Source organism: Pedobacter sp. MR2016-24 (assembly GCF_026239655.1).
In the GTDB taxonomy this organism is placed as follows: Bacteria; Bacteroidota; Bacteroidia; order Sphingobacteriales; family Sphingobacteriaceae; genus Pedobacter.
The window spans coordinates 247014-271072 of sequence record NZ_JAPIVO010000005.1 but is presented as its reverse complement, the minus strand read 5'-3'; the positions used below and the strand labels follow the sequence as shown (position 1 = coordinate 271072).

Here is a 24059-nt window from a genome sequence, read left to right as displayed (position 1 = left end):
TACTATTTTCCTCCGAGTCTTTTTTGCTCATCATCCAATCCTGTAGATCTATTTCTTTCAGATTTTACGGTCATCTTTCCAAAGCGGTAAGTGAATGTTAGTCTTACAGTGGTGGATGTGCCCCATTGTTCCAGATTAAAACCGTTTCCAGGCAGGGTGCTGAATATTCTGGCGCGTTGTGTATGAAAAATATCACTGACGCCTAACTTTAAGTTCCCCAATTGATTAGGAAAGTTATAACGCATACCTGCATCTGCATTAAACATACTTTTAACCTTATATACACCATCAATTTGAGCAGTGCTGAAATTCAATCCTGCATCGGCAGTAAGCAGTTTGCTGATGATAAAATTATTTTGAGCATAAAAATTACCACTGAATTGTTTGGCATTCAGATTAGCTCCATTTACGTCTGGTGCCTTTACTTGCTTTAAGTAACCTAATATATTGTTATTCATGTTCCACCATTTTGCAATGGTTAGGGGGAAGTTTAGGTTTAACGCAAGAACCTCGTCAGAAGCCAGGTTCAATACAGTCTGATACATTGATTTACGGACTTCATTTTGCAGCAAAACCTGGGTAATTACATCGGAGGTATGGGTATAGCCCAGTGACAGGCTATATTTCTGTTTAAAAAGATAGCTGATCTCCAATTTGTTGGCATATTCCGGATTGAGGTTTGGATTACCTTCATTATAAGTATATTGATCGAGATAATACACAAATGGATTTAAGTTCTGGTAATTTGGTCTGTTGATCTTTCTTGAGTAAGATAGGTTCAGGATATTGTCGGCATCAATATTCCTGGTAATCATCAATGCCGGAAACAGATCAGTATAGTTACGCTTGGTCAGTTGGTTAGTGGTAATGGAATTACCAGCAGATCTGGTGTTTTCCGCACGCAGACCTGCCTGTATGATTGACTTGCCCAGACTAAGGTTAAGTGTAGCATAAACAGCATTTACGTGCTCTTCATATTTAAAATGATTACTTTTTGTATCATCAAATAACCAGACACCATTGATGTTATTCTCGTAAACATAATTATTATCACTTTTTACATTTGCAATTTTAAATCCTGCATCGAGTTTAACTTTTTTATTGAATGGCAATATATAATCGGCCTTAACTGCTTTTATGTCAATATTTGAAGGAGAAAAATTCCTGTAGATTTGTCCATTTTTGAAGAAACTGCCATCTGGTAAAAAAAAACGATTGAGCGACGCTGCATCGGTAGATCCATCAAATGTTGAATAATCTGCATCTATCGTCAATTCCTGTCCAAGGGTATCTAATATCCCTTTATAGTTAATATTGTAGGTGTAGTTTTTTCGGTTTGACTGATCAGTACTGGGTGTCCTGAGTATGGAATCAACTGTTCCGGGCAGATCGCCTATATCAATCTTACTAAAGCCTTTTTGATTATAGTCGTTAATGTTTCCTTTAAACAATACACCCAGCGTATGGTTCTTACTAAGAAAGAAATCCGTTCCTGCCTTGAAATTATGTGCCATATTATTTGATGTATCTTTATTTCTCTGGCTAAAATATAATTGGTTAGATGCACCTGGAGTTATTCTGTTTATTTTCAGTCTTTCCTCATATTTTCTGGTATTGTAACCGTAAGCACCAAAAATATTAAATGCCTTTTTTCGGAAATTCAGGTTTACAGAATTGTTAGTGGACACATACTTATTAAAACCGCCTCCAAGGGCTATATTCCCATTGAAACCTTCCGATTTACTTTTCTTTGTTTTGATATTGATAATACCTCCCGTACTGTTCGCTTCATATCGTGAGCCGGGATTATTAATGATTTCAACGCTTTCAATGTCGCTGCTCTGCATCGATTTTAGTAAATTCACCACTTCAGTGCCGCTCAGATAGGTTTGTTTGCCGTCGAGAGTAACCAAAACATTCGGTTTGCCGGCAAGTGAGATATTCTCATTATAATCTACTGTCACTCCGGGTGCCTTTTTTAATACTTCCAGGGCGTTAAGGCCTGAAGCTGAAGGGGTAGCATCGACATTGAAAATCAGCTTGTCGTTTACACGTTCCAGTACGGGTTTAACTGCGGTAATGCTCACTTCCTTTAAGTTCCCGGTACTTTCTTTTAAAGTGATTGCAGGCACCACGAATATCGGAAAATCCTTCATATTGAAAGTCGCTGTTCTCACTTTGTTATAACCTACAGAAGTAGATAAAATATAATAGGTTCCGGGATTTGCTGTTACATTGAATTTTCCATCCAGATCAGTCATTGCCGAGGCAACAAGAGAGGAGTCTGTTGCTGAATACAATAGAATAGTTGCTGAAGGCAGGCTCTGTTTATCATCTTTGACCAGGCCACTGATTTTTACTGACTGTTGTGCAGATGATTGAAGGGGACTAAGGTGAAATATGATAGTTAATAAAACCGGTATAAATATTTTCATGGTTGTCGTGCTTATATAAAGAAGACGGTGCAACTGATAAATAGTTACATATAAATTGAAATTTTGCTATATAAGTGTTTTGAGTTTGTTTTATAGTAAGTTTCAATGGAAAGGTATAAATACTGAATACGGTGATATAAATACGGTATTTAGTGACTGTCAACCATTTTGTAAAACCAAAATTTCATAACTGCGTTACCGCATGATAAAACATGTTAGTCGGTATCGGACTGATAAATTAGCATAAAAGAAGACTTCTGTTTTTTTTATAAATGTTTTGACTGATCAAATGCTGCTAAGGTATTATTGGCCATCAGACATCTGTGTTGGATTATCCGTACAACCATGTTTACTTGCTGATAAATTTACAGCTTTAGCTACCTGCGGCAAACAATCTGTTACCAAACGAACAAGTTTCTAATATTAAAACAACATAAAAATATGATCCAACCCGAAGAGTTTTCATTTAAAAGTATTGTGTGTTTCTCTCATTTAAGATGGGATTTCGTTTATCAGCGACCTCAACATTTATTGAGTCGTTTTGCTGCGCAAGCTCCTGTGTATTTTATTGAAGAGCCAATTTTTCATGACATGAATCATGACTTTTTAAAATTTGATAAGAAGGTAACTAATTTGCATGTCATACAGCCTCATTTAAGAGCAGGTTTGCCAGAGGTTGAGCTGCAACAATCGCTCACCTTGCTAATAGATAATTTTTTAATAAATATCGAGCTAGATAGCTGTCTTTTTTGGTATTATACACCAATGGCTTTAACTTTTACAGCGAAACATAAGCCTAAAAGTATAGTTTACGATTGTATGGATGAACTTTCTGCGTTCAAATTTGCACCAACTGAGCTGGTTGATTTGGAACGGAAACTCATGGCTAAAACAGATCTCGTGTTCACAGGAGGACATTCATTATATGATGCAAAAAAGGATCAGCATGATAATATTTTTGCCTTCCCAAGTAGCATTGAAAAGGAACATTTTTTTAAAGCAAGAAATAAAAACATAGAGGCAGCAGACCAGCAAACTATCAGCGGACTAAAAATTGGTTTTTTTGGAGTAATTGATGAACGTTTTAACCTGGGGTTGATCCGTGATATTGCCGCGCAACGTCCCGAATGGCAAATTATTCTGATAGGTCCTGTAGTAAAAATTGATCCTGCTTCATTGCCTCAGGATGCAAATATTCATTATTTAGGCCAGCGTGCCTATGCAGAATTGCCATCCTATCTGGCCGGATGGTCTGTCGCGTTAATTCCTTTCTTGCTAAATGAGTCAACAAAATTCATCAGTCCTACTAAAACTCCAGAATATCTGGCGGCCGGTGTTCCCGTAGTTTCTACACCGATCAAGGATGTAGTGAGACCATATGGAATTGAAAAATTGGTTCAGATCGCTGCAAGTAGTGAAGATTTCATCAGAGCGATCGATCTTGAACTGAAATCTAAATCCAATGCACAATGGCTGAATAAGGTAGATCTGTTTTTAAAGGAAATGTCCTGGGATCAAACCTGTGCCATGATGAACGCCAGACTGAAGGATACAATTGATGAAACTAAAATCTCTAGAGCCAGTTAATATGTATGATTATCTGATTGTTGGCGCTGGATTCGCAGGAAGCGTATTAGCCGAAAGATTAGCCCGTATTGCAAATAAAAAAGTATTAATAATTGATAAGCGGAATCATATAGGTGGTAATGCCTATGATCATTATGATGAAGCAGGAATTTTGGTTCATAAATATGGTCCGCATATATTTCATACAAACAGTAAGGATGTCTATGAGTACCTCTCCAGTTATACGGAATGGAGAAACTATCAGCATAAAGTACTGGCAAGCGTAGATGGACAGTTATTACCTATACCTATTAATTTAAATACGATTAATAAAATGTACGGGTTAACGCTGAGCAGTGACGACGTTGCTTCTTTTTTGGAATCACGCGCGGAAAAAATTAATGATATCCGAACTTCTGAGGATGTAGTAGTAAATAGTGTAGGACGGGAGCTGTATGAAAAATTCTTCCGGTCTTATACTAAAAAGCAATGGGATCTTGACCCGTCACAATTGAGTGCTGCCGTAACGGCCAGAATACCAACCCGAACAAACCGGGATGACCGGTATTTCACTGATACCTATCAGGTAATGCCTTTACATGGTTATACGCGCATGTTTGAAAAAATGCTTGACCATAAAAATATTCATATCATGTTGAATACGGATTACAGGGATGTATTAGGAGAGGTGAATTATAAAAAGATGATTTTTACTGGTCCTGTAGACGAATATTTTGATTATCGTTTTGGTAAGTTGCCTTATCGCTCCATAGAATTTAAATTCGAAACACTCGATCAGGAACAATTCCAGGAGACAGGTACCGTCAATTATCCAAATGATTATGCTTTTACCAGAATCACGGAATTCAAATATCTAAGCGGGCAAAAGAATACAAAAACTTCAGTTGTATATGAATTTCCAAAGGCTGAGGGAGATCCTTATTATCCAATACCAAAACCAGATAATGCAGCGCTATATCAGCGTTACCGTGAGCTTACACTCCAGATGGAAAATACTTATTTTGTAGGCAGACTGGCTACCTATAAGTATTATAATATGGATCAGGTAGTTGCACAGGCGTTATCGACATTTAAAAAGATTCTTGGAGAAATGGAACAGCCGGATCAATTGACCTCAGTAGCTGATGGCTATGGAGTTTAAGTCTTTTTGGATGGCAGGCTTTGAATGTGCTGATCAGCTCAACTGCCATGGTAACAGGGTTGATTTGGTTACCGCTACAAAGCATTTAGAAAATATAGATGAAGATTATCGTGCATTGAGGCAATTTGATATCAAAAGCGTACGAGAAGGAATCCGGTGGAGTAAAGTCGAACTACAGCCTAACTGCTATGACTTTAGTGAGGTCAAATTGATGATAGATGCCGCCGATGCCTATGGGATACAGCAAATCTGGGATATCTGTCACTTCGGTTTTCCTGACGACCTAAGTCCATTACACCCGCATTTTGAACGGAGATTTGTTGCTGTGTGCTGTGCATTTGTAGAATTTTACCGTTTATACAAACCAAACGATATGCTGATCATCACCCCAATTAATGAAGTAGGATTCATTTCCTGGCTGGGAGGGGAGGTTGGAAGTACAGTTCCTTATGCAAAAAATATGGGCTGGGATGTTAAATATTGTTTAACACGCGCTTATATCAGTGCAATAAAGGAAGTGAAAAAGATAGATCCGACAATTAAAATACTGACTACCGAACCGCTGGTTAATATCGTACCTCCCTCTGAAGCGACGGTTGATGAAATTTTATCTGCCTATGAACAACATGAAATACAATACCAGGTAATTGACATGTTAACCGGTAAAATGTGCCCGGAACTTGGTGGGAAGCCAGATAATATTGACATTATGGGGTTTAATTTCTATTATAACAATCAATGGATCATGAATACAGGGCAATTTTTACCCTGGTTAAATGAAGAGCCTGACCCTCGTTGGCGGGGACTTTCTTCTCTTTTGATTGAAGCATATGATAGATACAATATACCTATTATTCTCGCAGAGACAAGTCACCCGGGCGAAGACCGGCCATTATGGATCAAATACATTACCTTAGAATGCAAGAAAGCACTCAATGCATCCGTAGATTTTAAAGGAATATGTATCTATCCAATAATTGACAGGCCAGACTGGGATAATCTGCAGGATTGGCATCATGCGGGATTATGGGATGCCTACCCCGATGAGCCCGGCGCAAGATATTTATATCAGCCATACGCTGTAGCACTATTAGACTGTCAGCTGACTTTAAATACTCCAAAAGTAATATTGCCTTTTGTATTTTAATAAAGTAGCACACTGCTGTTTAAAACCCGGGTAGGAGTCGGGCGTATAAATTTCCCTGCATTACACCGTTTAGTGTAGCGAAATTGATCGTTCGCGTAGGAAAACGATGCGTTCGCGTAATCTTTTTTGGAATTGTAGTATCTGTGCTTAGTTTAGAGCAATTGATAACCAATTTCTTTCAGCAACAGCGGGGCAAAGAAGCAATGGATGTTGGTATTTGATCTGCTGTTATGTTTTATTTATAGGTGTATTCTGTAATGAGATATAATATATGTGGTGTGTGTAGCTGAAAAGCAGAAGCCGAATCAGAAAGATTCGGCTTCTTGTTATCTAAGAAATTCTTTTCCCTGCCCTTCACTATTCGCTAGTTTAGCAATGAAATCATACATCGCAAATACTTCCGCAAACAGGTCATAATTTTCAGGATCGTCATAATTTCTGTGCTCAAAATCATATTCCTGTTCTAAGGTTAGCCGGAATTTCAATAGATCGTAATAAGGTATTTTCCAGAAATTGGCAATGCGTTTGTACGTGGTCCAGCTTAACCTGAGGCAATTAACCTCAAGATCAATATATGCCTGAAGGCTGATATCTATACCTTTTGCAACGTCCGTTGGAGTTAAGCCTGCTATCTTTCTTATTTCTTTAAAAATCGCACTCAATTCATTCATAATCCAGCAATACGGATATTTGTTTTTATAAAACAAGTTGTACAGTCTTCATAAATGTCCTAACAGCCGCCATTATTTTTTAGGAAAAATCTCTCTGTTTATTTCGCTTAAGCGCTTTAATTTAAGCTCTGCTGCTGTGATATTTAAGATGAGTGCTTTAGCTATAGCCAATTGTGTTACAAGAGAATTTGATGAGAAGGATTTTAATTGATCTTTCGAATTTTTCATATCGAATGAGGATTTAAGACCATCCTCAGGTCTAAAATAATTATTATAAAATAAATATACAATACTATTTATAATTATGCTGTACATCAGGGAACGATATATTTACCACTTTATGAATTATGTAAAACACTAATGCGTTTACGATGTTAAGGTGATTAATTGATGCTTTTGCTATATATTAGTGTCACCAAATGTAATATTTCAAACTGTAATGATTTTAAGTAAAGAAAAAAGCCGCCTGGAAAAATTACTCGCAGCAGTAAACGCTGTTAATATAGATGATGAGGCAAATGTTGAGATGCTCAATGAGCTTGTTTCCTCCTTCTCTGAAGGTCTGATGACATTATATAGAAGTCACGCGAACACATTCGCCAATATCGTAAATTATGACCTGGCTGAAATAAGAAATAATAAAAGGACCATTAAAAAAAATGCAATTGACCGGAGCAGGCAGTTGGATCTGGCTGTGTATAAAGAATCAGTTGTACATGCCATAGAGCGGACACTGGAGTATATTGACGCCTATCTTTAGCAGAAGATGTTTTTGATGATCGGGCCAGATAAAAAGCTGAGAACATACTGTTCAAATGAATAGTGAACAATCAGAATTGAAAGATTAATCTTTATAAACCGGCAAAGTGAAAAAGAAGGTACATCCATGGCCAAAAATACTTTCAACCCAGATTTTTCCTCCATGGTTGTTGATGATTTTTGAAGAGATAAATAATCCTATTCCTAAACCATTATATTGTTTAATAATACTTTCAACCCTATAAAACTTCTTAAATATTTTGATCAATTCCTCCTCAGACATACCTATCCCCTGATCTTTTACAGAAAATAATACTTCTCCATTAGCCTGCAGCGTTGTAGTAAATACGATTTGGGTTCCTGCAGGGGAATATTTAGCAGCATTACCAATAATATTCATGATCACCTGTTCTACACGTAACCTGTCTATGTAAAGTGTAGAATCATCGTTTAGATGAATGAGAAGCTGATGAGCGGGCACCAACTGCATGATCAGATCCCTCATGTCCAGCAGATATTGCTTGGATGAGGTGGCTTCCAGGTTATATTCTGTTTCCGTGTCTTCAATCTTTGAAATATCGAGCAATTGCGTAATCATAGTTTGCAATTTTGAAGCCTGATCATCAACTTTTTTCAAATGAGAGAGCGTGATCGGACTGCAATCCGTCTTCAAAGCCATTTGGGTATATGCCCTTAGAATAGTAAGCGGAGTTTTTAATTCGTGACTGGCAACGGACAGAAATTCATTTTTCTGCTGATTAAGATATTCTGCTTGCTGCAGCGCCTGTTCGGATTGTTCATTGATTAAGTAAAGCTGCTGGTTCCTCTGCCTTACTTCCTCATATGGAGTACTTGGCTCCAGATGTTCAAAATAACTGGACACCATCAATATCTTGGTTTTGCTTATACCGACTGCTTTTGGGATGCCCATTTTTAACTGGATCGTTCCTTTTCTCTCTGAAACAGCATAAAGAAATATCGGCACCAGTTTTCTGGCGTATTGAAATCCTTCTTCCAGGTTATTTATACTTTCACTTTGTCTGTAAGTGATTACTGCCGCAAGGTGATGTCGTTCGCCTTCATTGTGTATTTCCAGCGTAACGAGGCCGTCATGGGTTTTATCGATTACTTCGCGACAAACTTCCGAAACAGCAGTGGCAAAAGCAGTTTGGGTCGATCTGGACAGACCAATCAGTTCTGCTGCCTTAATAGATTTTTTATAAGCTAAGGTTAGGTCGAGTTCGTTTTCTAGGGCGACTTTTAATAGTTGCATATTATCTTATTTTAGCCATTACTACAGACATGTCATCAGTATGCCGGGCAAAATCTTTGTAAATCGCTGCCATCTGAATAGTTAGATCACATCGTAAAATCCCTGGATATTTAGCATTTTCCCACCGTGATTTGATACCGTCAGAACATAAAGTGATCTGGTTGAAATCTTCCAATAATGCTTCATGATCATTAATGGTGTTAGGGATATTGTGTCCGACAATACCGTTATAAGACATCTGGTTTTTAATCTCCATGTAATTTGACAACCTCGAGCTGATATTACCCACGCCAGCAATGGCCCATTTCTTCGTTTTCAGATCATATACTACAACTGCAGCCACAATTCCGCGTGTTTTACGAATAGAATGATGAATGTATTTTAAAATTTCGCCTGGAGAGTGATAAGGACAGCTTTTAAATGCATGAACAGCTTCATTAACTGCCAGATTTGCTTCTGGTCCGTGGCCAAGTCCGTCAGCGACCAATAATTTAAAATGACTGTCTGTTCGTTTGTAATAAGAACCATCACCACTCGTATGCTGACCTGGCATAGCGACAATCAACCGGCGTATCTCAATAGCACTTGCATGCTGATTGAGATCAGTAATAGGTCTGGCATATACACGGCTCAATACAGTGGTACCCCATCCTTTTTGAGAATACAAATCAAATTTATCTGATAATCTCTTGATACTGCCAAGGCCTATTCCCATCGTTCCTGAAGTAGAATAACCGTCGGTCATAACCTTTTGTACATCGGTAAGACCTGGTCCATGATCAATACTAATCACTTCTAAATATTGATTTCCTCCAGATTCCTGAAAAATACCGGCCAGTATTTCCCCGGCTGTAGCAAATTTGTGGAGGTTAGAAGTAAGCTCGGAGATAATCAGGTCAATATCGCCCAGCTTTTTATTGTCAAAACCTGCATCTGCTGCCAGTTGATGAATATCTCTTTTTATGATAGAGAAATAACTTCTGTCTGCCGCTTTGAAGCGGATATGCGTAGCATCAACCATTTGCCCATTTTATGATGGTAACTGTGGTTCCCTCGCCAAGTTTGCTCTTAATATTAAATTCACTTACCAGTCTTTTAGTTCCTGGTAAACCCAATCCAAGGCTTTTTCCCGTTGAATAGCCATCTGTCATGGCATTATCGATATCGGCAATACCAGGCCCCTGGTCTTCAAATGTTAAGCGGATTCCATTGATTCTGCCACTGCTGACTACCTCTATAATCGCCTTTCCTCCATTTCCGTATCTTAACATATTTCTTACCAATTCACTTGCAGCCGTCAGGAGTTTGGTCTGGTTGACCAGACCCATTTTTATTTTTACGGCATGTTCTTTCACGCGGTTACGTAACAATACCACATCCTGCTCCCTTGAGACCACCAGGATATCCTTAGTTAGCGGCAGTGTCATCCTCTTCTTGTTCTTCTTCTTCGTCGAAAATCATTTTCGATTGTAAGAGTGCCATGCCTTTTTCTACATCTAATGCTGTCGATACACCGTTAAGCGGTAATCCCAACTCTACCAGTGTAATGGCAACAGCCGGTTGCATACCCACAACAACGGTTTGTGCATCCAGCAGTCTTGACATGCTGGCAATATTACCCAGTATCCGACCCATAAAGGAATCGACAATTGTTACTGCCGAGATATCAATTAATACACCTTTTGCAGACGTTTTTTCAACCATTCTCACCAGATCTTCTTCCAGATCCAGAGCTAACCGGTCGTACAAATCAATTTGTATTGTCACCAGCAGGAACGGTCCCATTTTTAAAATAGGAATTCTATCCATTGATATTAATATTGTGTTTTGTTAAATAACTTGTTATCTGTAGCAGATCTTTTTACTTCCAGGCGAAGCGATTTGAAAGCATATTGTAATGCACTCGCTAAAGTTGCCTTAGTGATGATTTGTGAGAGGTCTATACCCAAGTGCACTATAGTTTGTGCAATTTCTGGTCTGATACCACTAATAATACATTCTGCACCCATTAAACGGGTTGCGCTTACAGCTTTCAACAAATGCTGCGCTACCAATGAATCCACTGTCGGAACTCCTGATATATCTAATATAGCGATGCTGCTACCCGTAATCACAATTTCCTGCAGAAGGTTTTCCATTACTACCTGTGTACGCGCACTATCCAGGGTGCCAATAATAGGCAATGCTAAGATGCCATCCCATACTTTAATTACAGGTGTAGAGATATCCGTGATTTCGTCAGTCTGACGCATAATTACTTCTTCGCGACCTTTGATAAATGTCTCAAAAGTAAGAATGGTAAAATTGTCCATCAATCGGCTTAGTCTAAGGCTCTGTGTAAATAAATCCTTAACATCTGATATTTCCTGATTTAAAATTTCAAGAAAGCTTTCTTTTAAACTTAAAATGAAGAAACCTGTTTCACGTGGGCTAAATCCCTGTCTTGCCCTCGATATTGAAATGCCGCCTAGAATTTCAATAACATGATCGAAGTCGCTGGAATTAGGATTATCGATGTTATTTTCGTTTAGGTTGTTCACGAGTGCATTAACAAAGTCTGCTGATTGTGATCTCAAGTCCTGATTACTGATCAGATCATCAGCTAATCCCGGATTTGATAACTGATTTTTCATCCATAATTCAAGGATTTCAGTTCTCTTATTCTTTAAAATAGAAGTAATATTTACAAGCATTGTATTTTATTTATCGGGTAAAAATACACATATAAATATCAATTTGCTATTGTTTGAATATTTATATGCTGAATTTATTGTCCGAAAAATATTGATTTAGCAAGGCGCTAAAAAGATATAATATCCCTATGTCGTTTGCCGATATTTAATTGTATCAATTCTTCCTGAATAGACGAACTGAAGTTGATGACTACGGTTGCAGGTGTTGTTTTAGTGAAATATTACTTTTTACTAAATATTTTTTGCTGATAAAAATAGATATTAAGATATTCAGATCTTTTCGTTCATCAGTATTTGATTTCTTAATAAATTTTGTCTGGGATGCGCTGTTTCCTAACTAATAGGGAAAATCCGGGCAATTCATAAATAGCATTTGATAACCTATATTTGATGACCAGATATAAAAAATGAAAAAATCCTTTTTGCTCATCGGCGCTCTGCTTTTTTGCTCATTACTTGTTGATGCGCAGCAGCAGCATATGAACAGCAGTTATGATTACAACCGTGCACCTCTTACTGCGGGGAGCTATATCCAACTTCCATTAGGCAGTATCAAGGCAAAGGGATGGTTATTAACCCAACTTGAATTACAAAGAGATGGGGCAACCGGGCATGCTGAAGAATTATATCATGAAGCTGAAAATTTAGGTCCGGGTTCCGATTGGTTAGGCGGTAGCGGAAGTGGATGGGAGCGGGTACCCTATTATGTAAAAGGACTGATAGCATTAGCTTATACGCTCGACGATGCAGTTTTAAAAGCCAAAGCAGCTAAATGGATTAAGTATACACTGAATAATCAGCGTCCAAACGGTCTTTTTGGTCCGGAAACGATGAATGACTGGTGGCCGCGTATGCCAATGATGTATGCGATGCAAAGTTACTATGAAGCTACAGGGGATGAAAAAGTGATTGGTTTTTTTACCAGCTATTTTAAATACGAGTTTGAGCATCTGGATCAAACGCCGTTATCTGAATGGAGTAAGTCCAGAACAGGAGATAATATAGAACTTGTATTATGGCTGTATAATAAGACTGCTGATCCGTTTCTGATTAGCCTGGCGGAGAAATTGAAATTGCAGGCCTATCCATGGGCAGAAATCTATACCAATAATCAGTTTTATCATTTCGGAGATGATTTCCATACTAAACATAGTGTAAGTGTTGGACAGGCTTTAAAATTTCCAGCTCTTTATTCTCAGTTAGAACAAACCGCCCTGAACAGAAATGCTTTACACAAGGGGATCATTCATTTGATGGCAGATCACGGACAAGCTTCCGGAATTGCTTCAGGTACGGAGTTCCTGGCGGGAAAAAGTTCATTTCAGGGGACTGAAACCTGTACGGTGGTAGAGTGGATGCAGAGTCTGGAAACGGCGGCCAGAATCATTCATGACGTAAATATTGGCGACAGGTTGGAAAAAATAGCTTTTAACACCCTGCCTGCACAATTTAGCAGGGATATTAAAGAACATCTTTATTATAGCCAGCCTAATCAGGTAGTAAATAAATATGGGCAATCCGGCTTCGATGAGGATTATGATGGCGGGATTTTACTTAGTCCTTATTCTGGTATGGGTTGCTGCAGGTATAACATGCATATGGGTTGGCCTTATTTGGTGAAAAACAGCTGGGTTTCTACACCAGATAAGGGATTGGCAGTTATTGTTTATGCGCCTGTACAAGTGAAAGCCTTGGTAGCAGGTAACGTGCCTGTCAATCTTGATGTCATCACAGATTATCCTTTTAAAGAGAAGGTATTGATGAAGATGACGCTCGGTCAATCCGTCCATTTTCCTCTACGGTTAAGGATGCCGGAATGGTGTCGTATGCCAAAAGTGATGCTTAATGGAAAGTCTTTAAAAGGAATGAAAGCAGGTCATGTCTTTAACATCGACAGGGTTTGGAATGATCAGGATCAGATCACTCTGGAATTTCCCATGGAAGTGAAAATCACAGATCAGGTAAATAATTCTGTAAGCGTTGAACGTGGGCCGCTGGTTTACAGTCTGAAGATCGATGCAAAATACAGTATACGCAAGAAACATCCCGTACCTGGCTTTTACGATTATGAGGTAACACCGGCATCCCCCTGGAATTATGCACTTGTATTGGATCGCAAAAATGCAGGAAATACAATCAGGGTTGAGGAATCTCCGATGCCGGAGAACCCATTTATAACTTCAGCCACACCGGTTAAACTTTACGTACAGGGAAGGCGACTACCGTTATGGACCATGGCTGATAACCAGATGCATGCTTTTGAAGTGCCGGCAAGTCCACTGCAATCTGTGGAACCTTTGGAAGAGATCACACTGGTTCCATTTGGCGCGGAAAACATCAGAGTAACCAACTTTCCGGTGATTGGGGAAGCCCGCAAAATAATGAAACACTTTCATGAAAATTTCTCACATGCAACACTTAAAGACTGGATCATATATGGCGGAGGATGGTTTATCAAAGATGGCGCAATAAATGCAGCGTCGAACAAAGGATCGTGGGGGAGTGGTATTCATGGAAGTAAGGCCATAAGAACCGGGACTAACTTTGAAGATTTTATTTATGAGGCGGAGATAAAGATTTCATCGAAAGGGAATGCTGGATTGTTATTTAGGATAACTGATCCTGCATTGGGTGCCGATGCCTATAAAGGATACTATATAGGAATTGATGCTGATGCCGGAAAGCTTGAACTTGGTAAGTCATCCGGACAAAAATGGACTGCATTACAAACAGCTAATGAAAAAATAGTGATAGGATCTACCTGCCACCTAAAGATTGAAGCGATTGGAAGCCAGATCAAAATATATTTTAATCATCAGAAGGAACCGGCTATATCCTGCAGCGATACTACATACAAAACCGGCGCCATAGGCATCAGATCATATGATTGTTTTACTACGATTGATAACCTGAATTTAAAAACGTTTTAGTTAAACGGGCATATTCAATTGTCTCAATTCGATGACGGACATCACGATTACCGCAAGGCTTTCTAATACCGACTTATTTTTTTCTGAAAAGTCTCTGATTGCTGTATCAACTATACAGATAGTGCCGATTCGAAATCCATCATGGGTAGTTAACGGCGCTCCTGCGTAAAATTTAAATCCTGTCTCACCAGCGAATAAGCCGCTCGTAAGTACACAGGGATCCGTTTGTATTAAACTATTATTGAAAATACTGATGTTTTTATCCTGTATTGCCAAGGCACAGAGGCTATTCGATTTGGGCGTTTTTGTAATATCACCCATAATTTCGCCTAGACCGATATTAGCTTTTATAAATACATTTTCCGTATCAACAAATGTGATCAGGCAAATTGGTACTTCAAACAGCTGCAAACCTAATTTTGCGATGTTGTCAAATGCTTGTTCTGGTGGGGTATCGAATATGTGATAACGGCTTAGCGCTTCTACACGGAGTTGTTCTTCTCCTGATTTATTGGTATTAATACTTTCTCTCATGTCTTGAATTGTTGAATAATATACGTGGTTTTTAAAGGTAAGGTTTAATGTTGTTAAGTGCCAGAAATCAGAATAATGAACAAGCTTTTGAATAATAACTGGCTGGGCTGATAATTATAGGTTGATATACAGATTCCACTAAACAGTAAAGGCCGCAAATATTGCGGCCTTTACTGTTTAGTGGAATCTGTATGTTTTAAATATTAAGGTTTTTTATCCGGTGCTTTTTCGATCAGATCCATAAACTGATCCAGCTTAGGGGTAATAATAATCTGTGTTCTTCTGTTTTTAGATTTCCCTGCATCGGTATCATTACTGGCAATAGGATTGTACTCTCCTCTTCCTCCGGCAGTAAGCCTTTTTGGATCTACATTATACGTTTTCTGCAAGGCCTGCACCACTGAAGATGCTCTCAAAGCACTTAAGTCCCAGTTATTTCTGATATTTGGCATTGTAATAGGTACAGCATCTGTATTTCCTTCAATCAATACATCGTATTCTTTATAGTCAGTAATGATTTTAGCGATTTTGCTCAGTGTTTGTCCGGCGATATCAGAAATCTCGTAACTTCCTGATTTATATAACATGTTATCTGACAGCGAGATGTAAACTACACCTTTAAGAACCTGTACATCCACATCTTTAATTTCCTCACGACTTAAGGAACGGGTTAAATTGTTCGTTAACACGACATTAAGCGAGTCGCTTTTATTTTTAGTATTTACTAAATGCTGGATGTATTTATTTGAGGTATTGATTTCGTCTACAAGTTTAGAAATGTTGACGTTACCCTGACTAGTTGAATTAAGACATTTATCAAGTGCTGCCTGAAGTGCAGCAAGGTTGGAACGTTCGGCAGCCAGTTGTTCTTCTAAACTTTTAACCCGGGTGGTAGATGCAGAAAGGCTTTGCTGGCCGTCCTGATATTTTTTATCAAGATCGCTATTCTTAGTTTGCAGTGCATTATAATTGGTTTGCAGTTCATTGAACTTCTTATTACTTACACAGCCCTGTGATAACACGGCGAGCGTAAATAGTGCTACGGGCAGAATGGAAAATTTCATAACTCTGATTTTTTGTTTAAATAATAACATGATATCCGGCTATTTATTGCACAGATCGTGCCATTACCTAGTTATGGTGGCGGACGATTGCTCCATATTACGAAAAAAACCGCCTTATAGCTGGCGGTTTTTCAGGATCTTACTAAACTTTTTTCGGAGGAAGGTCAAATGCGATTGCTTCATGCTCGAAGTGACCATTATGTGCACCATCGCAAAATGGTTTGTTTTTTGAAAGACCGCAACGGCAAATAGTTAATACTGTTCTTCCCTGAAGACCATATGCATTACCATTTCTATCTACGATTTCAAAATCGCCTTCTATCTTTACAGATCCGTTATTGTTAATTGTTAGTTTTGTTGCTGACATTTATTGTGTTTGTTTGCTGCAAAACTATAACAATGCAATCAGATCAGACAATCTGTTTTTAATTTAGAAACATTCCTTTATGAAGCATTATTGTAGATTTTATTTAAGAAAACAGGGCTTTGAGCTGATCGAATCTTAAATTGTCATAATCATTAATGTAAAAACTGCAAGGAGGCAGTTCTTCCTTTGTATGAGACGTAAGCACACCAACTACCTTCATTCCGGCGCTTAAACCAGCAGATACACCTGAAAATGAATCCTCAAAAACTACACACTGAGCCGGAGATAATCCAAGGTTCTTAGCAGAAGCCAAATATACTTCCGGATCTGGCTTGTGTTTTTTCACATCTTCACTAGCTAGTATAGATCCTAATTTATTACGAATATTGACTTTACTCAATATCAGTTCCAGATTTGCATAAGGTGCGGAGGTCGCAACGCCTAATTTGACACCATTTGCTTTCAGGTTATCCATGAACGCAATAATACCTTTGATCGGATCAATATGCGGTTCATATATTTTTCTGAAAAGTCCTTCTTTTTCCTGCTCCAGCTCGAGGAGTTCTTCACCCTCGACAGTTCTGTTGAAAAAATGACTTAGAATATAGCTGTTACTTTTTCCGAACATGTGCTGTGCAAATTCTTCATCAGTTGGTGACAGATTTCTGAGGGAGAAAAATTCGCGGAAAGCAAGGGAATGATAAGGATTAGTATGGCAAATAACGCCATCCATGTCGAAAATAACTGCAATTTCTGTATTCATGCGGCAAAGGTAATAATTTTTGAAGCCTTCTTCTTTTACCAGTCAAATACCACTGTCTTATTCCTGTAAACAAATACACGGTCGTCGAAAACCAGCCTCAAGGCTTTGGCCAATACCGAAGTTTCGATTTCTTTTCCTGCTTTAACCATATCCGCAGTTACCTGAGAATGGTTTACAGGAATGGTCTGCTGGGTAATAATAGGCCCTTCATCTAAGTCATTGGTTACAAAATGTGCAGTAGCACCGATGAGCTTAACACCACGTTCAAAAGCTTTACGGTAGGGGTTGGCACCAATAAAGGCAGGGAGGAAAGAATGATGGATATTGATAATCCGCATTGGGAGTCCTGCAACGAAATCCGGGGATAGTATCCGCATAAATTTGGCAAGTACAATATAATCAGGTTCATATTGTTGAATAACTTCCGTTATCTCGGATTCGAAAGTAGCATGTTCCTTGTTTTCATGAGAAACGAGAAAAAATGGGATATCAAAACGGCGGCAGATATCCTGTAACGTTGGGTAGTTGCCAATCACTGCAGCTACCGTTGCGCCCAGTGAGTTGAAATAATTTTTCACCAGGATATCTGTCAGGCAGTGGTATTCTTTGGTGACCAGCAATACAATCTTTTTATTTGGCGAGGGATTGATACTGATCAGTGCGCCGGCAGGGAGCACCTGCTGAAATTCTGTTTCCAGTAAAACTGCATCGAATTGTTCAGTTACCTCCAAGCGCATGTAAAACCTATTTTCTGTTTGATCCACATACTCGCGCAGAGAAACAATGTTCAGCTTGTTAGCCGCCAGAACAGCTGTAATAGCTGAAACTAAACCTGTACGGTCAGCACATTGAATAACAATAACCATATGTATTAATTTTTCAACGTAAACTGAACAAATATTTTGAATTGTACAAGAAGGAAGGTGATTAAAATGTGAAACTTTTTACTGGGCGGCGAACCCTTATGTTGTACAGCGGGATATTTTGCAGTTCAAAATATGTATTGTCTGCGTTTGATTGTCAGTGATTTATGAGATTTTTGACTGTGATTAAAATTAACTGGTTTTGTTGAATATAAGGTTAAAATTAAATATATTTGGTTAGCGTGCCTTTAGGGAGCGCAACCAAATATTAAAGCAATTGCATGAAACCTGTATCAGCTTACAGCTTAATGAAAACCAAAATGCTGATACAAGCTTCATAACCGTTAAAAAACAAATATAGACGTATGAAACCTGTATCAACTTACAGCTTAATGAAAACCAAAATGCTGATACAAGCTTCATAACCGTTAAAAAACAAATATAGACGTATGAAACCTGTATCAGCTTACAGCTTAATGAAAACCAAAATGCTGATACAAGCTTCATAACCGTTAAAAAACAAATATAGACGTATGAAACCTGTATCAGCTTACAGCTTAATGAAAATCAAAATGCTGATACAAGCTTCATAACCGTTAAAAAACAAATATAGACGTATGAAAAAGGTGTCAGATAATACTCAGAAAAATCCCCTTGGTTCCTTAGATGAATGGGAAGATGATTTGTTAATACGTTACCCTGATCCTGAAACCATAGCTGCGGGAAGAGATACCGAAGCTTACAGGAACTATGAAACTCCTGAACGTGATACTGTTAAGGAGTTTTACCGGTTACAGCATATCAATCAAACTTATGATTTTGTATTGGAAAAAAAGGCGGACTATCTGAAGTTTGATAAAAAGGAGATGTCAGTTTGGGATGCATTTGATTTTCTCAATCAGCTGGTAGATGATTCTGATCCGGATACTGATCTTGACCAGTTTCAGCATTTGTTACAAACATCTGAAGCTATACGTGCGGACGGCCATCCTGACTGGATGGTGCTGGTCGGTTTGTTCCATGATATGGGAAAAGTATTATGTTTATTTGGCGAACCACAATGGGCCGTAGTAGGGGATAGTTATCCAGTAGGTTGCGCGTTTTCTGACAAAATTGTTTTCTCCGAATTTTTCAGGGATAATAAGGATCAATATGATCCGAGATATAATACTAAATATGGTGTTTATGAACCTAATTGTGGTTTAGATCATGTACATATGACCTGGGGACATGATGAATATGTATACCATATGATGAAACCTTATCTTCCGGAACAGGCCTTGTATATGTTGCGCTACCATTCATTTTACCCACAGCATAGAGAAAATGCTTACAGCCACTTGATGACGCCGCATGATCATGAGTTATTCAAATCTGTAGCTCTTTTTAATCCTTATGACCTGTACTCGAAAAGTCCTGTTATACCAGATTGGAAAAAACTAAGACCATATTATGAAGACCTGGTGGCTAAATATTTACCATCTGCACTGAAATTTTAGTGCAGATTTTATTTGTATAGCACCTGTTTAAATAATTTATTTAAATTCGGACGGTCGTATGATCATGTGCCGCTAAAATTCCTGTAAAGAAAATTTCTGAATGAACCATATTTCCGTTGCCGATCTCCTGGTATTTCTTGCCTACTTTATTATTGTTTCCGTTTACGGCTACCTCATCTACCGCAGGAAAAAGACTGAAACTGATGGAAGTTCAAAGAGCTTTTTCCTTGCCGAAGGCTCGCTGACCTGGTGGGCAATTGGTGCTTCTATAATCGCGTCCAACATATCTGCAGAGCAGTTTATCGGGATGAGCGGTGATGGCTTTTTTGCCGGTATAGCGGTCGCGGTCTATGAGTGGGTCGGTGCAGCGGCGCTGATTATCGTCGCGGTTTTTTTCATGCCTGTATACATTAAAAATAAGATCTACACCATGCCGCAATTCCTGCAGAACAGATACAATAGCGGTGTTGCATTGGTGATGTCTATTTTTTGGCTGTTCTTATATATATTTATCAATCTTACGGCTATCTTATATCTCGGTGCACTGGCCATAAATGGTTTATTAGGTGGTGCATACTTTCATGAAATCATGCTTGGTCTAGCTATTTTTGGCGTAGTGATTGCATTGGGGGGAATGCAGGTTGTAGGTTATACTGACGTGATACAGGTAGGCGTATTGATTGCCGGCGGACTCGCGATAACATATTTATCACTCACCATTGTCAGTGATAAACTAGGATTCGGACAAAATGCACTGATGGGATTAAATCTGATTATTAAAGATGCTCCGGATCATTTTCATCTGATGTTTAAAAAACCGCCTTCCGGTGCATCTGCAGAACAAATCAGTAAATATCTTATTCTCCCCGGTTTCGCAATGTATGCATCTGGTCAATGGATCAGTAACCTGAACTATTGGGGCTGTAATCAATACATTACACAACGCGCATTGGGCGCTAATTTACACACTGCCCGTACTGGAATTCTGTTTGCAAGTCTGCTAAAAATACTAATGCCGGTAATTGTAATGCTGCCCGGGATTGTTGCTTTTGTTCTTTATAAACATGGCCATCTTCCTCAACTGATAGATGGTAATAAGGATTCTGCCTATTCAGCAATGTTATCCTTTCTGCCTTCGGGTTTAAAAGGATTATCGCTGGCAGTTTTAACAGCGGCTATCGTAGCCTCACTGGCAGGTAAATCCAACAGTATCTCTACCATCTTTACGCTGGACGTTTATAAAAAATATATGAATACGGCTGCATCTGAACGTAAAATGGTTTGGGTGGGCAGGTTCACTATTTTCTTTGCGATGGCTGCAGCCGTTTTTTTTACATGGAATGATATGCTGGGGATAGGCAGTGCTGGTGGCTACACCTTTGTTCAAAAGTACTCCAGTTTTGTAAGTCCGGGTGTATTGGCGACGTTCTTATTAGGTATGTTTTGGAAAAGAACAACGGCACATGCTGCTGTAGTTGGTATTATCACCGGATTTGCGTCCTCTGTTTTCTTTAATCAATTTGCCGTACAGGTTTTTGGAACAGATACCATCTTATATTCGGCATTTCCTAATAGTGCAGGTGAGTATGAGATACCCTTTTTTATATCACTGAGCTGGTCATTTTTTATTACTGTTCTGGTAATGGTAATCATTAGTTTGAGAGGGCCGATGGTGAATGCTAAGGCGATTGAAATTGATCAATCGATGTTCAGGCTAAAACCGGGATCCGTTGTAATGATTGCTGTGGTACTGCTTTTACTTTCAGCAATCTACGTCCGTTTTTGGTAGCTGTAAAAAACTTATCATCTTTTCCAGAACCAAATTTCAATAGCGCTGTTATTGATTTTATACCTTAAAACAATCATACTATGGAAACTCAAAATGGAAATTACACGCAAAATGAAGAAGTCCTGAGTCATGACACCGCTGTAGATAAATCTGATATCCTGGGAGGGCCTTCTGCTGAAGATATTGAAGGATCAACAACTGATGACGGAAATATTGGCTATGCCGATGTAGACGAGTTACTCGATCAGACTGCAAACGGGCCGGAAGATGAAGATGATGACCTGGATGACGACAGTGATCTGGATCTGGATGAAGAAGACCCGGATGAAATTATAGATGATGAGGATATTATCGACAATGATCTGAATACTGACGATGATGATTTAGGTCTTGACGATGACGACGAAAACTTACTATAAGATGAATACCCATTTCAAAACAAAGCAGCCTTTAATTTTTTAATTAAAGGCTGCTTTGTTTTAATGCTGGTTTTTGCATCGGTTCATATAGATTTTACTGGTAATATAGACTAATCGATAAACCTGTTGTTCAATCCTGGCGTTCAGAAATCGCATCAAAATACGCATATTAGCAATCAACAATTGAATGTGATATGAATAAATACTTTTCAGGCCTTATAATATGCTTTCCGATGCTGTTTTCTTCACTTTATGCACAAAATCACTGGTCGAAAGTAAAAGATGAATTGCTATTCACTAATCCTCCATTCTTACAATGTCATGCCTCTACGATCATTGAAGTCAGCAAAGGAAAACTACTGATTGCTTGTTTCGGGGGCTCTGCCGAAGCACAAAAAGACGTCAATATCTGGTACTGCACATTGGATGGGAAAACAATATCCCCAGCTCAATCAATTGCGGATGGAGTAGTAAGTGATTCGCTGCGTTTTCCTACCTGGAATCCGGTGCTTTTTAAATCGCAGCAGGGCAAATTGTTCTTGTTTTATAAGGTTGGCCCCAATCCCCGAGAATGGTGGGGGATGGTAAAATACTCAATGGATAAAGGCAAAAGCTGGTCGCCTGCCAGGCGACTGCCTCCCGGAATTATAGGGCCTGTAAAAAATAAACCCGTTCAACTCGCAAATGGTACAATACTCTCTCCCTCAAGTGTGGAAGAAAACACTGAAAGATGGAAGGTACATATGGAGAAGTCCATAGATGGGGGAGAGAACTGGACCAAAATGGCGGTGGACACTAAATCGAGGTTCGATGTGATCCAACCCAGTATCCTGACTTATCCGGGCAATAGACTCCAGATCCTTTGCAGGAGTAAACAAGGCAGTATTATTCAATCCTGGTCCACTGACGGAGGAGATACCTGGGGCGCTTTAACACCAACTACGCTCTTAAATCCAAATTCGGGTACAGATGCGGTGACACTTAATAACGGTACACAGCTCATTGTTTACAATCCGGATTTACCGGGTAAAGATTGGTTCAATGGCCGTGGTAAATTACGGGTTGCAAGTTCTGCAGATGGAAAAGTATGGAATGACATCGCCGTACTTGAGGACGGTGATAAAGAGGAGTTTAGTTATCCGGCAATTATACAAACACTTGATGGTCTGGTACATATTACTTATACTTACAATAGGAAAAATATCAAACATGTTATTTTAAGCCAGCAATAGTATTTTGCTTTAATCGTTTTAATTACGTAAATTATTCTTTAAATAGTCCCGAATTTAAATTAAAATAGTGTTGATCTCAACACTGTTTACTATTTTAATATTTATGATGAACCGTAATACGCCTTTCAAAGATAATTTTTCCAGACAATCCAAAAGTTATGCTAAATTCAGGCCTACCTATCCTGCTGCATTATTTAGTTATCTGCTTCAATTATGTAATAAAACGGATTATATGTGGGATTGTGCAACCGGTAACGGCCAGATTGCAGTTCCATTATCAGATTATTTCAAGCAGATCTACGCTACGGATATCAGCCAGAATCAGCTGGCTCATGCGCCACAAGCCACGAATATAGAATACAGCGTACAATCCGCAGAACATACCAATTTTCCCGACAATATATTCGACCTGATCACTGTTGCTCAGGCGATACACTGGTTTGATTTTTCCGGATTTTATGATCAGGTTAAACGTACAATCAAATCAGGTGGGATACTGGCAATTATCGGATCGGGGAGGTTGAAATTGTTTCCGGAAGGGGACCGGATTATAGACCGTCTGTTCAATGATTTTATAGGTGATTACAGGGATCCCGAATTGAAATATCTCGATCACCAATATCAGACCATTCCTTTCCCTTTTACAGACATCGAACATCCAGATTTTGTAAATACTGTAGAATGGACATTTGATCAGCTGATAGGCTATTTGAATACCTGGTCTGTCGTACAACATTACGAAAAAGCACATCAAAAGAACCCAATTACATTAATTGCAGATCAATTACGTGAGGCCTGGGGAGTTCCCTTAATCAGAACGGTGAGTTTTCCTATCATTCTGCGTGTGGCCAGGATACATAAATAGGGGCTTTGTAAAATAAATAGCTATTTTT

At 38.8% G+C, this 24059-nt stretch carries 23 protein-coding genes; 10 read left to right on the top strand and 13 right to left on the bottom strand.

Features of this window, described 5'->3' with window-relative positions:
• Positions 1-2: 2 nt before the first annotated feature.
• Entirely contained in the window at positions 3-2435 is a 2433-nt protein-coding gene (locus OQX62_RS15190) for an outer membrane beta-barrel protein (protein WP_265832429.1), read from the bottom strand.
• A gap of 441 nt (positions 2436-2876) precedes the next feature.
• On the opposite strand from OQX62_RS15190, the gene OQX62_RS15185 reads away from it, so the two are divergent.
• The 3 genes from OQX62_RS15185 to OQX62_RS15175 are packed head-to-tail and all read left to right on the top strand — an operon-like array spanning position 2877 to position 6310.
• Positions 2877-4022: a glycosyltransferase family 1 protein gene (locus tag OQX62_RS15185; RefSeq protein WP_265832428.1), complete on the top strand. Its 1146-nt coding sequence runs from the start codon at positions 2877-2879 to the stop codon at positions 4020-4022.
• Positions 3994-5163 carry a UDP-galactopyranose mutase gene (glf, locus tag OQX62_RS15180; RefSeq protein WP_265832427.1) on the top strand — a complete coding sequence of 390 codons (1170 nt, stop codon included), beginning with the start codon at positions 3994-3996 and terminating at the stop codon, positions 5161-5163. The genes OQX62_RS15185 and glf overlap by 29 nt, the downstream gene beginning before the upstream one ends.
• Before the next feature lie 10 nt (positions 5164-5173).
• Positions 5174-6310: an amine oxidase gene (locus tag OQX62_RS15175; RefSeq protein WP_265832426.1), complete on the top strand. Its 1137-nt coding sequence runs from the start codon at positions 5174-5176 to the stop codon at positions 6308-6310.
• A gap of 326 nt (positions 6311-6636) precedes the next feature.
• On the opposite strand, the gene OQX62_RS15170 is transcribed toward OQX62_RS15175, so the two are convergent.
• Positions 6637-6981, bottom strand: a complete 345-nt coding sequence (locus tag OQX62_RS15170) for a helix-turn-helix domain-containing protein (RefSeq protein WP_265832425.1) — start codon at positions 6979-6981, stop codon at positions 6637-6639.
• 72 nt (positions 6982-7053) lie between these two features.
• Entirely contained in the window at positions 7054-7209 is a 156-nt protein-coding gene (locus OQX62_RS15165; protein WP_265832424.1) for a hypothetical protein, read from the bottom strand.
• A gap of 211 nt (positions 7210-7420) precedes the next feature.
• On the opposite strand from OQX62_RS15165, the gene OQX62_RS15160 reads away from it, so the two are divergent.
• Positions 7421-7741 (top strand): hypothetical protein, encoded by a 321-nt coding sequence (locus OQX62_RS15160; protein WP_265832423.1) that lies wholly within the window; start codon positions 7421-7423, stop codon positions 7739-7741.
• A gap of 84 nt (positions 7742-7825) precedes the next feature.
• On the opposite strand, the gene OQX62_RS15155 is transcribed toward OQX62_RS15160, so the two are convergent.
• The 5 genes from OQX62_RS15155 to OQX62_RS15135 are packed head-to-tail and all read right to left on the bottom strand — an operon-like array spanning position 7826 to position 11706.
• Positions 7826-9013, bottom strand: a complete 1188-nt coding sequence (locus tag OQX62_RS15155) for a sensor histidine kinase (protein WP_265832422.1) — start codon at positions 9011-9013, stop codon at positions 7826-7828.
• Between the two features lies 1 nt (position 9014).
• The gene (locus OQX62_RS15150; RefSeq protein WP_265832421.1) at positions 9015-10034 is read right to left on the bottom strand and encodes an ATP-binding SpoIIE family protein phosphatase; all 1020 of its coding nucleotides are present in this window, start codon (positions 10032-10034) and stop codon (positions 9015-9017) included.
• A complete protein-coding gene (locus OQX62_RS15145) occupies positions 10027-10440 on the bottom strand; it encodes an anti-sigma regulatory factor (RefSeq protein WP_265832420.1) in 414 nt (137 codons plus the stop codon). Before OQX62_RS15145 ends, OQX62_RS15150 begins: the two co-directional genes overlap by 8 nt.
• A complete protein-coding gene (locus tag OQX62_RS15140) occupies positions 10421-10798 on the bottom strand; it encodes an STAS domain-containing protein (RefSeq protein ID WP_265832419.1) in 378 nt (125 codons plus the stop codon). Before OQX62_RS15140 ends, OQX62_RS15145 begins: the two co-directional genes overlap by 20 nt.
• 29 nt (positions 10799-10827) lie before the next feature.
• Complete coding sequence (locus OQX62_RS15135; RefSeq protein WP_265832417.1) at positions 10828-11706, bottom strand: STAS domain-containing protein; 879 nt, start codon at positions 11704-11706, stop codon at positions 10828-10830.
• Between the two features lie 407 nt (positions 11707-12113).
• On the opposite strand from OQX62_RS15135, the gene OQX62_RS15130 reads away from it, so the two are divergent.
• On the top strand, positions 12114-14636 hold the full coding sequence (locus OQX62_RS15130) for a family 16 glycoside hydrolase (protein WP_265832416.1): 2523 nt from the start codon (positions 12114-12116) through the stop codon (positions 14634-14636).
• On the opposite strand, the gene OQX62_RS15125 is transcribed toward OQX62_RS15130, so the two are convergent.
• The 5 genes from OQX62_RS15125 to purU form a co-directional block, all read right to left on the bottom strand.
• Positions 14637-15170 (bottom strand): GAF domain-containing protein, encoded by a 534-nt coding sequence (locus OQX62_RS15125; RefSeq protein ID WP_265832415.1) that lies wholly within the window; start codon positions 15168-15170, stop codon positions 14637-14639.
• A gap of 203 nt (positions 15171-15373) precedes the next feature.
• Positions 15374-16234, bottom strand: a complete 861-nt coding sequence (locus OQX62_RS15120) for an OmpA family protein (protein ID WP_265832414.1) — start codon at positions 16232-16234, stop codon at positions 15374-15376.
• A gap of 142 nt (positions 16235-16376) precedes the next feature.
• Positions 16377-16601: a CDGSH iron-sulfur domain-containing protein gene (locus OQX62_RS15115; RefSeq protein WP_265832413.1), complete on the bottom strand. Its 225-nt coding sequence runs from the start codon at positions 16599-16601 to the stop codon at positions 16377-16379.
• A gap of 103 nt (positions 16602-16704) precedes the next feature.
• On the bottom strand, positions 16705-17364 hold the full coding sequence (locus OQX62_RS15110; protein ID WP_265832412.1) for an HAD family hydrolase: 660 nt from the start codon (positions 17362-17364) through the stop codon (positions 16705-16707).
• Between the two features lie 35 nt (positions 17365-17399).
• Positions 17400-18230, bottom strand: a complete 831-nt coding sequence (purU, locus tag OQX62_RS15105; RefSeq protein ID WP_265832411.1) for a formyltetrahydrofolate deformylase — start codon at positions 18228-18230, stop codon at positions 17400-17402.
• A gap of 614 nt (positions 18231-18844) precedes the next feature.
• Between purU and OQX62_RS15100 the strand changes: the two genes are divergently transcribed.
• The 5 genes from OQX62_RS15100 (at position 18845) to OQX62_RS15080 (ending at position 24031) form a co-directional block, all read left to right on the top strand.
• Positions 18845-19726, top strand: a complete 882-nt coding sequence (locus tag OQX62_RS15100) for an inositol oxygenase family protein (RefSeq protein ID WP_265832410.1) — start codon at positions 18845-18847, stop codon at positions 19724-19726.
• Between the two features lie 100 nt (positions 19727-19826).
• Entirely contained in the window at positions 19827-21515 is a 1689-nt protein-coding gene (locus OQX62_RS15095) for a sodium:solute symporter family transporter (protein ID WP_265832408.1), read from the top strand.
• Positions 21516-21595: 80 nt separating this feature from the next.
• The gene (locus OQX62_RS15090; protein WP_265832407.1) at positions 21596-21934 is read left to right on the top strand and encodes a hypothetical protein; all 339 of its coding nucleotides are present in this window, start codon (positions 21596-21598) and stop codon (positions 21932-21934) included.
• A 233-nt stretch (positions 21935-22167) separates the two neighbouring features.
• Positions 22168-23166, top strand: coding sequence for a sialidase family protein (locus tag OQX62_RS15085; protein ID WP_265832406.1), 999 nt, complete (start codon positions 22168-22170; stop codon positions 23164-23166).
• 103 nt (positions 23167-23269) lie between these two features.
• Entirely contained in the window at positions 23270-24031 is a 762-nt protein-coding gene (locus OQX62_RS15080; RefSeq protein WP_265832405.1) for a class I SAM-dependent methyltransferase, read from the top strand.
• The last annotated feature ends 28 nt before the right edge of the window (positions 24032-24059 follow it).

What these genes read in the sequence shown, in the direction of transcription:
- OQX62_RS15190 (WP_265832429.1), bottom strand. Translation starts at nt 2,435, where the DNA reads ATGAAAATATTTATACCGGTTTTATTAACTATCATATTTCACCTTAGT.
- OQX62_RS15185 (WP_265832428.1), top strand. Translation starts at nt 2,877, where the DNA reads ATGATCCAACCCGAAGAGTTTTCATTTAAAAGTATTGTGTGTTTCTCT.
- glf (WP_265832427.1), top strand. Translation starts at nt 3,994, where the DNA reads ATGAAACTAAAATCTCTAGAGCCAGTTAATATGTATGATTATCTGATT.
- OQX62_RS15175 (WP_265832426.1), top strand. Translation starts at nt 5,174, where the DNA reads ATGGCAGGCTTTGAATGTGCTGATCAGCTCAACTGCCATGGTAACAGG.
- OQX62_RS15170 (WP_265832425.1), bottom strand. Translation starts at nt 6,981, where the DNA reads ATGAATGAATTGAGTGCGATTTTTAAAGAAATAAGAAAGATAGCAGGC.
- OQX62_RS15165 (WP_265832424.1), bottom strand. Translation starts at nt 7,209, where the DNA reads ATGAAAAATTCGAAAGATCAATTAAAATCCTTCTCATCAAATTCTCTT.
- OQX62_RS15160 (WP_265832423.1), top strand. Translation starts at nt 7,421, where the DNA reads ATGATTTTAAGTAAAGAAAAAAGCCGCCTGGAAAAATTACTCGCAGCA.
- OQX62_RS15155 (WP_265832422.1), bottom strand. Translation starts at nt 9,013, where the DNA reads ATGCAACTATTAAAAGTCGCCCTAGAAAACGAACTCGACCTAACCTTA.
- OQX62_RS15150 (WP_265832421.1), bottom strand. Translation starts at nt 10,034, where the DNA reads ATGGTTGATGCTACGCATATCCGCTTCAAAGCGGCAGACAGAAGTTAT.
- OQX62_RS15145 (WP_265832420.1), bottom strand. Translation starts at nt 10,440, where the DNA reads ATGACACTGCCGCTAACTAAGGATATCCTGGTGGTCTCAAGGGAGCAG.
- OQX62_RS15140 (WP_265832419.1), bottom strand. Translation starts at nt 10,798, where the DNA reads ATGGGACCGTTCCTGCTGGTGACAATACAAATTGATTTGTACGACCGG.
- OQX62_RS15135 (WP_265832417.1), bottom strand. Translation starts at nt 11,706, where the DNA reads ATGCTTGTAAATATTACTTCTATTTTAAAGAATAAGAGAACTGAAATC.
- OQX62_RS15130 (WP_265832416.1), top strand. Translation starts at nt 12,114, where the DNA reads ATGAAAAAATCCTTTTTGCTCATCGGCGCTCTGCTTTTTTGCTCATTA.
- OQX62_RS15125 (WP_265832415.1), bottom strand. Translation starts at nt 15,170, where the DNA reads ATGAGAGAAAGTATTAATACCAATAAATCAGGAGAAGAACAACTCCGT.
- OQX62_RS15120 (WP_265832414.1), bottom strand. Translation starts at nt 16,234, where the DNA reads ATGAAATTTTCCATTCTGCCCGTAGCACTATTTACGCTCGCCGTGTTA.
- OQX62_RS15115 (WP_265832413.1), bottom strand. Translation starts at nt 16,601, where the DNA reads ATGTCAGCAACAAAACTAACAATTAACAATAACGGATCTGTAAAGATA.
- OQX62_RS15110 (WP_265832412.1), bottom strand. Translation starts at nt 17,364, where the DNA reads ATGAATACAGAAATTGCAGTTATTTTCGACATGGATGGCGTTATTTGC.
- purU (WP_265832411.1), bottom strand. Translation starts at nt 18,230, where the DNA reads ATGGTTATTGTTATTCAATGTGCTGACCGTACAGGTTTAGTTTCAGCT.
- OQX62_RS15100 (WP_265832410.1), top strand. Translation starts at nt 18,845, where the DNA reads ATGAAAAAGGTGTCAGATAATACTCAGAAAAATCCCCTTGGTTCCTTA.
- OQX62_RS15095 (WP_265832408.1), top strand. Translation starts at nt 19,827, where the DNA reads ATGAACCATATTTCCGTTGCCGATCTCCTGGTATTTCTTGCCTACTTT.
- OQX62_RS15090 (WP_265832407.1), top strand. Translation starts at nt 21,596, where the DNA reads ATGGAAACTCAAAATGGAAATTACACGCAAAATGAAGAAGTCCTGAGT.
- OQX62_RS15085 (WP_265832406.1), top strand. Translation starts at nt 22,168, where the DNA reads ATGCTGTTTTCTTCACTTTATGCACAAAATCACTGGTCGAAAGTAAAA.
- OQX62_RS15080 (WP_265832405.1), top strand. Translation starts at nt 23,270, where the DNA reads ATGATGAACCGTAATACGCCTTTCAAAGATAATTTTTCCAGACAATCC.